Annotated in this window: 14 protein-coding genes and 1 pseudogene; 5 read left to right on the top strand and 10 right to left on the bottom strand. The window is 70.8% G+C overall.

What is annotated here, in order from left to right; all coding sequences use genetic code 11:
* A partial coding sequence (gene mftB, locus G6022_RS08560; RefSeq protein WP_182691367.1) for a mycofactocin biosynthesis chaperone MftB occupies positions 1-238 on the bottom strand: 238 nt, incomplete at its 3' end.
* Between the two features lies 1 nt (position 239).
* Positions 240-326 (bottom strand): mycofactocin precursor MftA, encoded by an 87-nt coding sequence (mftA, locus tag G6022_RS08555; RefSeq protein ID WP_067716580.1) that lies wholly within the window; start codon positions 324-326, stop codon positions 240-242.
* A 137-nt stretch (positions 327-463) separates the two neighbouring features.
* Here mftA and mftR point away from each other — a divergent pair, with 137 nt between their 5' ends.
* Entirely contained in the window at positions 464-1,054 is a 591-nt protein-coding gene (gene mftR, locus G6022_RS08550) for a mycofactocin system transcriptional regulator (RefSeq protein WP_182638450.1), read from the top strand.
* Between the two features lie 94 nt (positions 1,055-1,148).
* A complete protein-coding gene (locus G6022_RS08545; protein ID WP_182638451.1) occupies positions 1,149-1,655 on the top strand; it encodes a hotdog fold domain-containing protein in 507 nt (168 codons plus the stop codon).
* 14 nt (positions 1,656-1,669) lie between these two features.
* On the opposite strand, the gene G6022_RS08540 is transcribed toward G6022_RS08545, so the two are convergent.
* Both G6022_RS08540 and G6022_RS08535 read right to left on the bottom strand, forming a co-directional pair.
* Positions 1,670-2,482 carry an ABC transporter permease gene (locus G6022_RS08540; protein WP_241731124.1) on the bottom strand — a complete coding sequence of 271 codons (813 nt, stop codon included), beginning with the start codon at positions 2,480-2,482 and terminating at the stop codon, positions 1,670-1,672.
* A gap of 50 nt (positions 2,483-2,532) precedes the next feature.
* A complete protein-coding gene (locus G6022_RS08535) occupies positions 2,533-3,540 on the bottom strand; it encodes an ATP-binding cassette domain-containing protein (RefSeq protein ID WP_182638453.1) in 1,008 nt (335 codons plus the stop codon).
* 200 nt (positions 3,541-3,740) lie between these two features.
* Here G6022_RS08535 and G6022_RS08530 point away from each other — a divergent pair, with 200 nt between their 5' ends.
* Complete coding sequence (locus G6022_RS08530; RefSeq protein WP_182638456.1) at positions 3,741-4,562, top strand: CoA ester lyase; 822 nt, start codon at positions 3,741-3,743, stop codon at positions 4,560-4,562.
* A 22-nt stretch (positions 4,563-4,584) separates the two neighbouring features.
* Here G6022_RS08530 and G6022_RS16825 read toward each other — a convergent pair.
* From G6022_RS16825 to eccCa, 6 genes and pseudogenes are all read right to left on the bottom strand, one after another.
* A pseudogene (locus G6022_RS16825) lies at positions 4,585-4,771 on the bottom strand (sulfurtransferase); the annotation flags it as partial.
* A gap of 22 nt (positions 4,772-4,793) precedes the next feature.
* Positions 4,794-6,152 (bottom strand): NAD-dependent succinate-semialdehyde dehydrogenase, encoded by a 1,359-nt coding sequence (locus G6022_RS08525; protein WP_179525892.1) that lies wholly within the window; start codon positions 6,150-6,152, stop codon positions 4,794-4,796.
* Positions 6,153-6,345: 193 nt separating this feature from the next.
* Positions 6,346-6,639 (bottom strand): WXG100 family type VII secretion target, encoded by a 294-nt coding sequence (locus G6022_RS08520; RefSeq protein ID WP_182616040.1) that lies wholly within the window; start codon positions 6,637-6,639, stop codon positions 6,346-6,348.
* A 28-nt stretch (positions 6,640-6,667) separates the two neighbouring features.
* A complete protein-coding gene (locus G6022_RS08515; RefSeq protein WP_179525894.1) occupies positions 6,668-6,988 on the bottom strand; it encodes a WXG100 family type VII secretion target in 321 nt (106 codons plus the stop codon).
* A gap of 111 nt (positions 6,989-7,099) precedes the next feature.
* Complete coding sequence (locus tag G6022_RS08510) at positions 7,100-7,909, bottom strand: hypothetical protein (RefSeq protein ID WP_179525895.1); 810 nt, start codon at positions 7,907-7,909, stop codon at positions 7,100-7,102.
* 5 nt (positions 7,910-7,914) lie between these two features.
* Positions 7,915-11,916: a type VII secretion protein EccCa gene (gene eccCa, locus G6022_RS08505; protein WP_182638454.1), complete on the bottom strand. Its 4,002-nt coding sequence runs from the start codon at positions 11,914-11,916 to the stop codon at positions 7,915-7,917.
* A gap of 220 nt (positions 11,917-12,136) precedes the next feature.
* Between eccCa and eccD the strand changes: the two genes are divergently transcribed.
* Both eccD and mycP read left to right on the top strand, forming a co-directional pair.
* Positions 12,137-13,675 (top strand): type VII secretion integral membrane protein EccD, encoded by a 1,539-nt coding sequence (gene eccD / locus G6022_RS08500; protein WP_182616043.1) that lies wholly within the window; start codon positions 12,137-12,139, stop codon positions 13,673-13,675.
* A 281-nt stretch (positions 13,676-13,956) separates the two neighbouring features.
* On the top strand, positions 13,957-14,848 hold an 892-nt coding region (gene mycP, locus G6022_RS08495), incomplete at its 3' end, for a type VII secretion-associated serine protease mycosin (RefSeq protein ID WP_347238163.1).

Below are 14,848 nucleotides of genomic sequence, written 5' to 3'. Positions count from 1 at the left end.
CACCGGCGGCCGCGCAGGCGGCGCGGGCGGTGGGGTGGTCGGCGAGGATGCGGACCACCTCGACGATGGTCGGCGACTTGAGAAAGCTGAGCTTGCGGGTGTGGAAGTGGTAGAGCAGGGCCCCGAACGGCTCGGGACGCAGCGCCACTCCGGGGTGCAGGCGCCAGCCGGCGTCGAGATCGAAGGCCGCGGGCGCGGCGTCCTGTCCGGCGCCGGCCGGCGCTGCTGCGGAGGTCATGTCAGTAGACCCCACACATACCGTCGATCGAGACCTCCTCGATGAGGGCCTCCTCCAGCACTACCTCGGTGTTCTGGGTGTTCTCCACGGCGGTTCCTCTCGTCAACGCGGTTGGGTTCCTCACCACTCCAGGTGAGACCTGCATCATATTGGCACCTAGTGCCAATTGCAATGGTCAATGCACGGTCCGCGTCCGGGATGGCTCTAGGCTTGTCGATCATGGGAATGACGGAGTCTGACGACAGTCGCGTCCCCGGGCGACGACCGTCCACGACGCGCGCCTCGATCGTGGCGGTGGCGTTGAGGCTGTTCGCGCGCCAGGGATACGACGCGACCAGCGTCGACGAGATCGCCGAGGCCGCACACATCTCCCGGCGGACCCTCTTCCGGTACTTCCCGGGGAAGGCGGCGATCGCGTGGGGCGAGTTCGACGTGCAGATGGACGGGATGCGGCGACAGCTGGCCGAGATCCCCGGCTCGACCCCGCTCCGGGACGCGCTGGCGGACTCGCTCGTCGCGTTCAACACCTTCCCGGACTCCGAGACCCAGGTGCACCGCCTGCGGATGGGACTACTGCTCGGGGTGGACGAACTCCAGGCCCATTCGACGCTGATGTACGCGGACTGGCGGAGGACCGTCGCGGAGTTCGTGGCCGCGCGTCGCGGGGAGACCGTGCACGATCTGATCCCGGCCGCCACGGCTCACGCCGCGCTCGGGATCGCCCTCTCGGCGTACCGGCGCTGGGTCGACGAGCCCGACGCCGACCAGGCCCGGCTCCACGAACTCCTCAGGCAGGGGACGTGCATCCTGGCCTGAGGCGGCGGGCCGGGCGGTGGGCACCGCGGTGCGTCCGGTAGCGCATCCGGTGGTGCACGACATCCGGAACCTACCGGGGAGTAACATCTGCCGGATGACCGACACCACGCCCGTCCGGCCCGCACCCACCCAGACGTTCCTCCTCTGGCAGAAGGCGAGCCGGCTGCCCTTCGGCTCGCGCCTGTTCAGCGCGGCCGTCAGCCTCAAGGCCCCCTACTTCCGCACGGTTCTCCCGCACGTGGTGGACGTGCGGCCGGGACGGTGCGAGGTGCGCGGCCCAGGCTGGTGGGGCAACCGCAACCACATCGGCACCTTTCACGTGATCGCCGCCCTGAACCTGGCCGAGATGGCGATGGGGGTGCTCGCCGAGGCCACCGTGCCGGCCACCCACCGGTGGATCCCCGTGGGCATGAACGTGCGCTACCCGGCCAAGTCGACCGGCGGCCTGACCGTCACCGCCGAGTGGACCGAACTCCCCGACTTCTCGGCCATCACCAGCGGCCAGGACATCGACGTCCCGTTGCGCTTCGTCGACGACGCCGGCGTCGAACCGGTGGTCGGGTCCATCACCATCCGGGTCTCCCCCAAGAAGAAGGCCTGACGGCCGCCGGCGCGTCAGTCGCGGGTCCGGGCGTCGAAGGCCTTGACGGCGATCGGGGCGATGATCACCGTCAGCCCGACGATCCACAGCAGTGACGCCAGCACCGGGTGCTGCAGCGGCAGCGCGGCATCCGGACCCACCGCGGGCGCGTTGCCCCAGAGCTCGCGCATCGCCTGGACGACCGAGGCCAGCGGGTTCCACTCGGCGACCGGCCGCAGCCACGACGGCATCGACTCCGGGGGCGCGAAGGTGTTGGCGAGGAACGTGATGGGGAAGATCGTGGTGAACATGACACCGTTGACCGCCTCGATGGTCTTGAGCCGGGAGCCCACGACGATCCCGATCCAGATCATGACGAACCCGAAGCCCAGCAGGATGAGGTAGCCCAGCACGGCGTCGACGATCCCGCTCCGGATCCGCCACCCCACGACGAGACCCGTCAGCGACATCACGACCACGCCGATGGAGGAGTGGATGAGGCTGGACGCGCTGCGCGCGATGAGAATCGACGCACGCTGGATGGGCAGGGTCCGGAAGCGGTCGATGATCCCCTTGTTGAGGTCGTTGCACAGCCCCGCGGCCACGACGAACGAGGAGAACGCCATGGTCTGCGCCATGATCCCGGGGAGCAGCCACTCCCGGTAGTTCACGCCGCCGGCCACCGCGATCGCGCCGCCGAAGACGAAGGCGAACAGCAGGACGAACATCACCGGCTGGATGGTGACGTCCGCCAGGTTCTCCGGCTGGCGGCGGATGTGGAAGAGGTTGCGGCGCACCAGCGCGGAGATCTGCCGGCTCAGCGGCGGACCCTCGTGACGGACCGGCATCGCGAACCGCTCGTGGGCGGCCGAGGTGTGGGTGGGGTCGGCGACGGTGCTCATACCCGGTTCTCCTGTCCGATGATGTCGGCGTCCACGGTGTCCGCGGTGTCCTCGGCCCTGTGTCCGGTGAGGGACAGGAAGACGTCGTCCAGACTGGGGCGCTGCAGGCCGATGTCGTCGAGTTCGATCCCGGCGTCGGTGAACGCGGTGGCGATCCCCGCCAGCGCCGAGACGCCCTCCGACGGCGCGGTGAGCCGGCGCGCGTCGCGGTCGACGTGCAGTTCCCCGATCCGGCCGTCGAGGACGCGGACGGCCTCGTCGACGTCGTCCGGCCTCGAGACGGTGATGACCAGGCTGGCCGCACCGGAGCGGTCCTTGAGCTCGAGCGGGGTGCCCTCGGCGATGACGCTGCCGTGATCGATGACGATCACCCGGTCGGCCAACTGATCGGCCTCGTCGAGGTACTGGGTGGTGAGCAACAACGTGGTGCCGTCCCGGACCAGGTCGCGCAGGACGTCCCAGAGTTCGTTGCGCGACCGGGGGTCGAGACCGGTGGTCGGCTCGTCCAGGAACAGCACGGGCGGGGCCGCGACGAGGCTGGCCGCCAGATCGAGCCGGCGCCGCATGCCCCCGGAGTAGCTCTTGGCGACCTTGGTCGCGGCGTCGGCGAGCGAGAACTTCTCCAGCAGCTCGTCGGCGCGCGACTTGACCATCTTCTTGGGCAGGCCGTAGAGGTCCCCGATGAGGCGGAGGTTCTCGCGTCCGGTGAGCAACTCGTCGACGGTGGCCGCCTGCGCGGTCAGCCCCATGGCCTTGCGCACCTCGGCCGGTGCACCCATGACGTCGTGTCCGGCGACGCGCGCGGTGCCGGAGGTGGGCGGGCTCAGCGTCGTCATCATGCGGATGGTGGTGGTCTTGCCGGACCCGTTGGGCCCCAGCAGCCCGAGGACCGATCCGGTGGGGACGGAGAAGGAGATGTCATCGACGGCGGTGAAGTCACCGAACTTTTTGACGAGGTGTTCCGCCTCGATCGCCGGGGCGTCGGACGCCAGTCTGGTACTCACTCGCCAAAGAGTGCCGCGCCGGGAAACGGTAGTCAATACACGGGTCCGCCAATGAGGACCGATCGCGTCCTATGGCTTGCTGGTCACCGTGTGGAACCCCGCGACCCGGGCCACGTATCGTGGGGAGGTTGCCGCGCGACCTCCCGCGTTCCGCGGCCAGCCGTCTCTCGAACAAAGGATGACCGGTACCCATGAACCCCATGTCGACCATCCCGCCGACGATCGCCCGTTCGTGGCTACTCCTGCCTGCCGACAAGTCCGATCGCTTCGACGCGGCCGTGAACTCCGAGATGGACGTCGTCGTCCTGGACGTCGAGGACGGGTGCCGCCAGTCGGAGAAGGAACGCGCTCGTCGTGAGGTCCGCCAGTGGCTCGAGGCCGGCAACCACGCGTGGGTCCGGATCAACGACGTCCGCTCCCCCGAGTGGGAGAAGGACCTCATGGCCCTGGGCCACTGCCCCGGCCTCGACGGCGTGATGCTGGCCAAGACCGAGAACCCGGAGCACGTCTCGCTGACGGCCGCCCGGTTGGCCGCGGACACACCGATCGTCGCGCTGGTGGAGTCCGCCGACGGTCTGGCCGCCGCCACGGAGATCGCCAAGACCGACCAGGTGGTGCGCCTGGCGTTCGGCATCGGTGACTACCGCCGTGACACCGGGATCGGGTCCTCGCAGATCGCCATGGCCTACACCCGCTCGCAGTTCGTGGTGTCCAGCCGGGTCGCGCGCGTGGCTCCGCCGATCGACGGGCCCACCATCTCCAACGACACCCAGGTCCTCATGGACGCCGCCGAGCACGCGGTCGAGATGGGCATGACCGGCAAGCTGTGCCTGCGGGTGGACCAGGCCCCGTACATCAACGAGGTCCTGTCCCCCTCGGCCGCCGACGTCTCGTGGGCCGAGTCAGTGATCGACGAACTGGGGCCCGGCGGCGAGCGGTGCCGCGACGGCGCGGACCTTCCGCGGCTGGCCCGCGCGCAGAAGATCGCGCACCTCGCGCAGGCCTACGCCGTCGCGCGCTGACCCGCCTCGGGGGCGAGTCAGCTCAACGGGGCGAGTCGCCGGTGACAAGCGGCAGTTCCGGATCGCCGGCCCAGGCGGTCATGGAGCCGTCGTACACCGCGACGTCCTCCCGGCCGACGAGCGCCAGAGCGTGCGCGACCCCGGTCGCCGCAGTAGGTCACGACGGTCCGGTCGTCGAGCAGGCCCGCGGCCTCGAACTCGCGGCGAAGCTAACGCGTCGCTGCACTGAGGTCAGTGGACCCGCTGCAGCCGTACGTTGACGAACTCGCCGAGGCCCCAGCGGCCCAGCTCGCGGCCGTAGCCCGAGCGCTTGACGCCGCCGAAGGGCAGGCCGGCCATGGTGGTGCCGTGCTCGTTGACGTAGGCCATCCCGACCTCGAGCTTCTCGGCCACCTCGGAGGCCTTGTCGGTGTCGGCCCCCCACACCGAGCCGGACAGGCCGAAGGGCGTGTCGTTGGCGACGCGCACGGCCTCGTCGACGGAGTCGTAGCCGTACACCATGGCGACGGGGCCGAAGATCTCCTCGGTGTAGGCGTCCATCTCCGGGGTGATGCCGGTGAGGACGGTGGGCTCCATGAACGCACCCGGTCGATCGATCGCGCGGCCTCCGGTCACGAGGGTCGCGCCCTGCTCGACGGCGCGCTCGACCTGCTCGACCACCCCGTCGCGGGCGTCCTCCGAGGACAGCGGTCCGAGCCCGGTTCCCTCGTCGGCCGCGGGGCCGACCTTGGTCCCCTCGTACAGGTCGCGGAGCTTGCCCACGAAGTCGTCCTTCATGTCCGCCGGAACGAACATCCGCTTGGGCGAGTTGCATGCCTGGCCGCAGTTCGACAGCCGCGCCTTGCCGACGGTCTCGACCAGCTCGTCCAGGTCGTCGGTGTCCAGGACGATGAGCGGGTCCGAGCCGCCCAGTTCGAGAACGCTGGTGGTGAGGTTCTCCCCCGCCACCTTGGCCACGGCGGCGCCGGCGCCCTCGCTGCCGGTGAGCGAGACGCCCTTGATCCTGGGGTCGGCGATCATCTCGGCGACCGTGTCGCTGGAGGCGTAGACGTTGACGTACGCGTTCTCCGGAAGCCCGGCCGCGCGCTGCACCTTCTCTATTGCCGCGGAGGAGCGCGCGCAGATGCTGGCGTGCTTGAGCACGATGGTGTTGCCCAGGAGCAGGTTGGGGGCCGCGAACCGGGCCACCTGGTAGTAGGGGTAGTTCCACGGCATCACGCCGACCAGGGGTCCGACCGGTTCGTGGGTCACGCGATTCAGGCGGGCGCCCGGCACGTCCAGCGTCTCGGGCTCCAGCAGCGCGGGGCCGTGCTCGCCGTACCAGCGGTAGATCGAGGCGGCGAGCTTGACCTCCCCCTGCGCCTGGTCGGGCAGTTTGCCCATCTCGGTGGTGATGGCCTTGGCGAGCTCGTCGGCGTGCTCGTCGAAGGCGTCCGCGATCGCCAGGAGGATCCGCGCCCGCTCCGCGACGTCGGTGGCGCGCCAGGAGGTGAACCCCTCGGTGACGGTGGACAGGATCCCGTCGACGTCGTCGGTCTGGTCGTACTGGCTGTCGGTCGTTCCCGTTGACGGATCGTGGGTGACGTACATGTGGGTCCTCCCGTGGTTCGCGTCCGCCGGGTGATCGACCCGGCTCTACGTCCGACGGTAGGACAGCCTTGCCTCGCCTGCATCCGGTCGGGGGGTGCGGCGGCCGCGCGGAGCCCGGTCATCACACCGACGGTGACCGAGACTCCGCGCCGCTGTGCCTCCACTCAGGGTGAGGCCACTCGGATAGGGGCCGTCATGCCCATCCCTGGGCGGCGCGACGGTCGGCATCCGCCATACCCTGGTTTCCCTGACTCGCTGCCCGCGAGATCTCCGCGAGCATCGCCTGCAGGGCGGCGGCGGCCTGGTCCCAGTCGTTCTGGTGGGCCTGATAGGCGACAGCGGCGTCGCCCTCCCATTCGGCGACGAGCGGTGCGAGGTACGCCCTGAGATCGTCGAGGGTGGTGCGCAGCGCCGTTGACGCCGAACCGACCTGGCCGACGAGCGCCTCGATCGGGCCGTGGTTATAGGTGATCTGTCCTGAGGTCATGAGAATTCTCCCGACTGGAGGTGGGTGGTCAGATGTTCAGAGGGCCGGAGGCGCCGACCCGGCTGATCGCCTGCGCGGAGTCCTGATCGGCGGCCTCGAACGACGTGCTGTTGGTCCGCATGGTCTCCGAGATTCCCGCCAGGGCGGTGTTGAGCTTGGTGCTCTGCTGCTGCCACTCCGCCATGATCGTCGCGAACCGGGCCTGGGCCGCACCCCGCCACACCGACCCTCCGAGCTGCGACACCGAATCCCGGACGTTCCCGAGCAGTCGATCGATCTCAGTGTTCACGTCGTCGACCCGTCTGGCCGCGGTGTCCATGGTCCCGATGTGGGTGTTGAAACCGGCCATCTCGTCCTCCCCTTTGTGGTCCTGCGGCCCCTTCCTGGGTCCGTCACAGTGTTCGACGTCCCCGGGGCCGGGTTCGGTTCCATCCGCCACGACGACCACCCGGAGGGCGACTCAGACTCCCTCGTGTAGCCGGAGAGCGGCCTCGACCGGAGCGAGATCCGGAACGACGAAGGAGAGCAACCGCGCCTGATCGCAGGCGTCCACCACCCGCTCGGCGTTGCGTCCGCGGGCCAGGATCTCGGTGGAGCCGGTGCCCGCCTCCCGCCGCCCACGCCGTAGCGCGGTCACCGCCTCGAGCACACGGGGCACCTCGTCGTCGCGCATCGAATCCCGGCACGGATCCCACCGGTGGACGATGGTCCGGTCGATCAGGGTCAGCTCCCCCCGCGTGCGTTCGACGAGGCTCACAGTGGTCCTCGCGGCGCAGGCCTCCACGCACACCGCCCAGCGGGCCGAGGATGAGGGCAGCGCCTCGGCGGTCACCAGCGCCGCGCGGACGATGTGGGGTGACACACCCAGGCCCTCCGCAGCGGATGCCAATCGGGCGGAGCGGGTGTTGCCCCACCCACTGGGAACGATGAGCACCACTCCGTCTCCGTCCCCCGCCGCGCCCCACCGCAGGGCCCGGGAGACCGGAGCCGCCAGGAGTTCCTCCACGGGGACGGAGAGCCCGGCCACGTCGGTGCGATCCCGGTGAGCGCCTGCCAGCGGGTCCGGCAGACAACGGTCCGGGTGCCGGAGGGCGACGGAGTCGACCCGCTCGGAGCACTCGATCCGATCGCCCCCGGGTGGTAGCGCGGAACCGTCTGCACCTGCGAGGACGGAGGTGGGCGCGACCGCCGGGGAGAGAACGGTCGACGCCGACGCCGACGCCACCGACAGTCCGGAACAGGAGAGATCGACCGCGATGGTCGCGCCCACGGGGGTCACGGTTCCGCGAGTGCGGTCTGCACCAGTCGGACGCCCCCGCTGCGGGTGACGAGCCTGCCCCGACCCGCCGGCAGGTGGGTGGGACGTACTCCTCCGAGAAGGGGGCCCTCCTCGCGGCTCCCGGACATGATGAGGCCGGCGCCGCCCAGGTCCCGGATCCCTCCCACGAGACCGTCGTACAGCGCGCGCGAGGAACCCGCGGTCCTCCGCGCGAGAACCACGGAGAACCCGATGTCGCGGGCGTGCGGGAGGAATCGGGTCAGCGCGGACAGCGGGTTCCCCGCACCGGTGATGACGAGGTCGAGGTCGTCGACGATCAGGTGGATTCGCGGACCGTTCCACCACGAGCGGGCGCGTAGTTGCTCCGGCGTGATCCCGACGCCGGGCATCCGGCCCTCGAGGATCTGGACCAGGTGATCGACCATCGGCACCAGCGCCGTCTCGGTGGCGGCGTATCCCGCGAGATGATCGCCCTCGATCTCGCCCAGCATGGTGCGGCGGTAGTCCACCACGATGACCTTCGCCGCCTGTGGGCTGTTGCCGGCGACCAGCCCCCGGGTGACGGCCCGGAGAACAGAGGTCTTGCCGCATTCCGAATCGCCGAGCACCAGCATCAGCGGGTCCGCCTCGAGGTCCGCGTAGACGACCTTGAGGTCGGATTCGTCCACACCGAGAGGCACCCGCGTCCGTGTGCCGTCCGGACCCGGGCGCGCCAGACCCGCGAGTTGGGCGTACGGCAGGACCTCCGGGAGCATTCTGACCGGCGCCGCGTTGACGGGGCCCACCAGGGCCCGCCACCGCTGCGCCAGGTGCCGGGAGGCCGAGACGGTGGCGTCGGCGATGCCATCCGGGTCGACGAGTCCGTCGAGCCGGGGTTGGTAGACGAGCATGTGGTGGCGTTCGCGGGTCAACCCCCGGCCGGGAGAGGCGGGGACGGTCATCGCCGCCCGGCGGTCGATCATCGAATCCGTGGGATCACCCAGCCGGAGTTCGACACGGGTACCGAGCGCGTCCCGCAGCGCCGGCCGGAGGTCGGCCCAGCGGGCTGCGGACAGGACGACGTGGACGCCGTAGGACAGGCCGTCCGCGGCGAGCCCCACCACGAGCTGTTCCAGGTCCTCGACCTCGGTCCGGAACGCCTGCCAGCCATCGATCACCAAGAGGATCTCGGGATACTCGGCGATCGACCGACCGTCGCGCCCGATCAGCCGGCGGCGGGCGTGGTCGACGGACGTCACTCCCTCGTCGCGGAACGCCGCCTCCCGGCGCTTGAGTTCGACGCCAACCTCCGCGACCGTTCGACGGATCTTCTCGTCCTCGCCGCGCCTGGCGACACCACCGACATGGGGGAGCTCGGCGACCGACTGGAGAAGCCCGCCACCGAGGTCCACGACGTATACCGAGAGCCGGTCGGGTCCGGTGGTCGCCGCGGCGGCCAGCACCAGGGTGCACAGGGTGGTCGACTTGCCCGACCTCGTCCCGCCCACCACCGCGACGTTGCCGTCCGCCCCGGAGAGGTCCACGACCCAGGAGGCTCGACGCTGTTCGAACGGCAGGTCGACCTCGGCGATCGGGAAGCGCAGGCTCGGCGGGCTCTCGTCGCTGGACACCGTCGGTTCTGTTCCGACCGCCGTGTCCAGGGCTGCGCCGGCCCCCAGAGGCGGGAGCCAGACCTCGTGTGCGGGTCTTCCGTGACCGGCGAGCCGACCGACGAGGACGTCCAGCAGACTCGTCTCCTCATCCCGGTCGTCGGGGACTGGCGCGTCGCGTCGGACGGCGGCCGCCGATGGGGCGGGAGCGGCCACCGGCATGTACCAGGACGTGAACGGACGCACTGTGGCGCGGGCGACCGGGACGGCGACAGAGGAGCCGTCACGTCGACGATCCTCTCGATGGGGCCCCGAGACGTAGGCGGCGTCGAATCGCACCGGCTCGCCGGAATCGACCTTCAGAAAGCCCGCGCCCGGCGTGGCGGGCAGGTGATAGGCGTCGGTCACACCCAGGACGGTGCGGGACTCGGTCGCGGAGAACGTCTTGAGGGCGATCCGGTAGGACAGGTGACTGTCGAGACCGCGCAATCGTCCCTCCTCGAGCCGTTGAGACGCCAACAGCAGATGGATGTGCAGACTGCGCCCGAGACGCCCGATGGTGAGGAACAGTTCCGCGAACTCCGGCTTGGAGGACAACAGCTCGGAGAACTCGTCGACGACGATCACCAGTGCCGGCAGGGGATCGAGCTGCGCTCCCCTCGCCCGCGCCGCCTCGTAGTCGCCCACACCCGCGTAGTTGCCCGCGGCGCGGAGCACCTCCTGTCGCCGGTTCAGTTCGCCCTCGAGCGCATCCCGCATCCGGTCGACCATGGTGATCTCGGACTGGAGGTTGGTGATCACGGCTGACACGTGGGACAGCGACTCGAGTCCGAGGAACGTGGCCCCGCCCTTGAAGTCCACCAGCACCAGGTTGAGCGCGTCCGGGTCGTGCGTGGCGACCAGACCCAGGACGAGGGTGCGCAGGAACTCGGACTTCCCGGACCCTGTCGCGCCGACACACAGGCCGTGCGGGCCCATTCCGCCGTGCGCGGCCTCCTTGAGGTCCAGCTCCACGGGGGCTCCATCCGGGCTCACCCCCACCGGGACGCGCAGGCGGTCGCGTTCGCCGCGACGTCGCCACGCCACCGCCGGGTCGACGCGGGTGGCCATCCCGATCCCCAGCAGGTCGGGCAGACCGGGGACCCGCCTGGTGGAAGTGGAGCCGTCGGCGTGTGTCACGGTGTCGGCGGGTCGGTAGCGGGCGAGTGCCATGGCGAGCCGCTCCGCTTCCGGAAGGCTCATGGAATCGGCCCTCGCGATGTCCTCCTCCCCCGATTCGGTGTGTACCGACGCCCTGCCGTCGTCGTCGAGCCGGATACACAACCCGAGACGGGTCGCGAGGTCGCGCAGCTGCCCGGCGCGACTGCCGGAGACCTCGAGAACGGTCACGCCGTCCAGTCCGTCCTCGGCCACCAGACGCTCGGCGCCGGTGACTCCCACGCCATCCACGATGACGACGAGATGAGGCACCTCCCGACCGTCCCTCGCGTTCGTCCCGAAAGCGGGCCGCACCGCGATGTCCTCGGAGAGCATCGACTCGACCCCGGCGAGTGAGAACTCGGTGAGTCGCACCCGTCCGCCGCCGTCCGTGTACGTCGGGTGTTCGTGGTGAGGGAGCCACTTGAGCCATTCCCAGGCCCGGCGGGCGTTCCCCTCGCTCGCGGCGACCGCCACGCGGACCCGGTCGGGACCGTGGGAGACGACGAGTCCTGCCAGTGCCGCTCTGACCGCAGATCTCGCCACGTCCACATCACCGTCCAGGGAGACCGCGGCGAACGCCCGCAACTCCAGCGCCACAGGCAGGTCGTCCACCACCGAGTGGACTCTCACGAAGCGCCTCATGCTCACGACCGAGACGGGCTCCAGATCGTCGACCGGACCGGTGTCGGGGGCGGACAACCGGGTCGCCAGGGACTGCCGCCCGGGGCCCAGTCGTACTGTGAGGTACTCCGCGTCGCCCTCCTCCCGCTCCCACATCCGTGGCGTTCCGACCAGCGCGGGCAGCTCCACCGGGTCGGGGTGTCGCCACAGTGCGGCCGCCCGCTGCGCGACCACGGTCTCGTGGACGGTCTCCCGGGTCTGACCCAGGTAGCGGAGGTAGTCCTTCCGCAGTTCGTCGGTCTCACCGGTCTTGTTGCCACCGGACAGGCTGCCGGCGAGCATTCCGACAGCGGAGACGGCCATCATCACGGGGAAGAGCATGAACATCGGGTTGCGCATCATCCCCGTACGCATCATCACCACGACCATCCCGACCACGGCGACGACGAGGACGACGGGGAGAACGATCTGCACCAGTGGCCTGGGAGTCGGCCGGGGCAGTCCCGGAGGGGCCTGGAGGGTGAGCTCACCGGTCGACACCTCCGGGGCCTCGAGCCGCTCGCCGCGGGTGAAGACCACGTCGCCCATCCGCGCCCGCCTCCTCGTCCAGTTCCTGCCGCCCGGTCCCCGACGACCCGTTCCTCGTCCGAAACCGGAGGAGGGGCCCCCACGGGAGCATCCCGCCGTCGACAATGGTCGCCGTGTCGAAGCGCGATGTTAGGGCAGTGCACGTCGTGACGGGGACGTCAACCGACCAGGGTGGCACCGCCGGCGACCGGGTGGGCAGGGACGAGTGGGAGGACAGGGCGTGACGGGGCGGGACGAGCCCGGGGGCGTCGCTTCGGGCGTCGAGCCGCTCGACCAGCGTCGGGTGTCGATCGTCTGCCGAACGACACGAGTGGATCTGAGTCTGCCGGCCCATCTCGAGCTCGTCGCCGTGATCCCCGAGATCGTGGACCTGGTCCGCGATCGGATCCGGGCGGCCGCGGGGCCCGCCTCGAGTGTGGACGTCGACGCCCGGATGGGTGGGCACGCGAGCGGGTCATGGCAGCTGTCGAGGTTGGCGGGTGGACCACTGGCCGTCTCCGAGACACTCGCGCAACAACGTGTGCACGACGGAGAGATCCTCGTGCTGGACCACCGGCCCGTGCCCACTCCGGCGCCGCTGTTCGACGACGTGCTGCAGGGGCTCACCGATCCGGACGTGGCGCGCTCCTCCGTCTGGAGTCGCCGCGACGCCGTCGACACGGCCACCGCGACGACTGCGGTGGCCGTGGTGGCCGCCGTCGCCGCACTCGTCGGCCAGTGGTGGAACCTCGGGGGGATCGTGCCCCCTCTCGTGGCCGCCCTACTGGCCGCTCTCGGCCTCGCGGGGGTCCTCGCACTCCGCCGGACCGCCGCCCCCGTCTCCGCACACGCCGTGGCGGGGGCGTCCACGTACGGGTTCACCGTCCTCGCGGCGGGGACGGTCGGCGCGGCCCCCGGCGGAGCGGGGAACCTGATGGGTGGCCTCACCGCCGGGGCGGTCCTCGCCGGTGTGCTGCGGTGCACCGTGTTCCGGACGGGCCACGATCGGTCGTACGGTCTCGCGGCGGGTTACCTGGCTCTGGCCCTCGTGTCGGCGGTGGGCGCGATCACCGCCATGATCGTCGCGTACACCACCGTTCCCGTGCACGCCGTCGGAGCCGGAGCCGTCCTCACAGGCCTGCTGCTGCTCACCGCCGCACCCGGCGTGTCGATCTCGGCGGCCCGGATCCCGATCCCCCCGGTTCCGGCGCCGGGCGAGGACGTCGAGGCCGGGGATCTGGGCGAGGTCGATCACGACCTGCGCGCGCGGCATGCCGATGACCGACGGTCGCATGGACCTCTACCCACACCGGCGGTCCTGAGGCACCGCTTTCTCACCTCACGTTCGTGGCTCACCGGCCTGTTGGCCGCAGGGGGCGCGATCTGCACGGCCGGGGCACTCGTGGCGCTGACCGGTGGTCCCGCGTCCACCCGGTGGTCCGCTCCCCTGGCACTGGTCGTGATCCTGACGTTGGTCCTCCGGGGCCTCGGGTACGCCGACCGGGTGCACACGACGGTGCTGCTGGCATCGGCCCTGACGCTGGCGTCCGGCCTGCTGCTCGGGGCGGCCGTCACCCATCCGTCGCCGGTCGGGATGGTGATCCCCGCGGCCGCCGCCCTGGCCGCAGCGGTCGTCGTCGCGGCGACGGCACTCCCCCATGTCGAACTCTCCCCTGCCGTGCTGCGCGCCGTGGGGACGATCGAGGTGATCGGTATATGCGTGCTCGTACCGCTCGCCGTGGGCGCGATGGACGTCTACTCGACCGTCCGTCAGCGATGAGGTCGGGCCTGCTGGTACCCCTCGCGGCCACCGTGGCGATCCTGACCGCGCACTCTGTCGATGGTCAGGTGGCGGCCGCGCTCGAGCGGCCCTCCATCGACGGTCCCGTCCCGGAGGTCGGCCCTATCGATCCCGGTTCAGCCGAATCGGGAGTGCGGCGTGACGGCCCCTGTCGCACCACGGCTGCAGTTCTCGACCCGTCCGCCCCGCCCGCCTCTGCGACGGTTGACGATCTCAGTGCGGCGTGGATCCACGGGCGGGGGGAGGGGCAGGTGGTGGCCGTGATCGACACCGGTGTCAACCCCGGTCCCCGTCTGCCACGTGTTCGTGGGGCCGGCGACGTCGTCCCCGGCCGGGACGGCACGGAGGACTGCGATGCGCACGGCACTCTGGTGGCCGGGGTGCTGGCCGCGAGCGAGGACGACTCGGGCCATTCCGGTGTGGCGCCGGGCGTCGAGATCGTCACGATCCGGCAGTCGAGCAGTGTCCTGAGGTCGACCGCACGCTCATCCGACGTCACCTCGGTCGGATCCGGGGTCGGCACACTCTCCTCCCTGGCGAGGGCGATCCGCGCGGCGGTGGACGCGGGTGCCGGCGTGATCAACATCTCGGAGGTGGCCTGCGTTCCCGCCGGTACCGCGCTGGCCGACGACACGCTCGGTGGAGCGGTCCGCTATGCCGCGGTCGACCACGACGTCGTGCTGGTGGCGGCTGCGGGCAACGTCGGTCAGACCTGTGGGGACCAGAACCCCGACCACCCCGATCCCGCCGCTCCCGGGGACGACGGATGGGACGACGTCGTCACCGTGGCGGTGCCCGCCTGGTACGACGATCACGTGCTGGCCGTGGGCGGCGTCGGTCCGGACGGATCCGCAGCGGACTTCTCGCTCAGGGGACCGTGGGTCGACGTGGCCGCCCCCGCGGTGGGCCTGCGATCGGTCGGTGCCGACGGCGCAGGGGTGTCGGACCTGGTGGTGGACGGGGACGGCGCGCGGACCGCCATCAGCGGGACGAGCTTCGCCGCACCGTACGTCGCCGGCACCGCCGCGCTCGTCCGACAGGCGTACCCGGGGCTCACCGCCCGACAGGTGATCGCGCGCATCGAGAACACCGCGATCCCCGCGGCCGGCGGGCACGACTTCGCGGTGGGCCACGGGGTGGTGGACCCGGTCG

Source organism: Dietzia sp. Cai40 (assembly GCF_014145165.1).
GTDB lineage: Bacteria > Actinomycetota > Actinomycetes > Mycobacteriales > Mycobacteriaceae > Dietzia > Dietzia natronolimnaea.
This window is presented reverse-complemented; position numbering and strand designations above follow the sequence as displayed.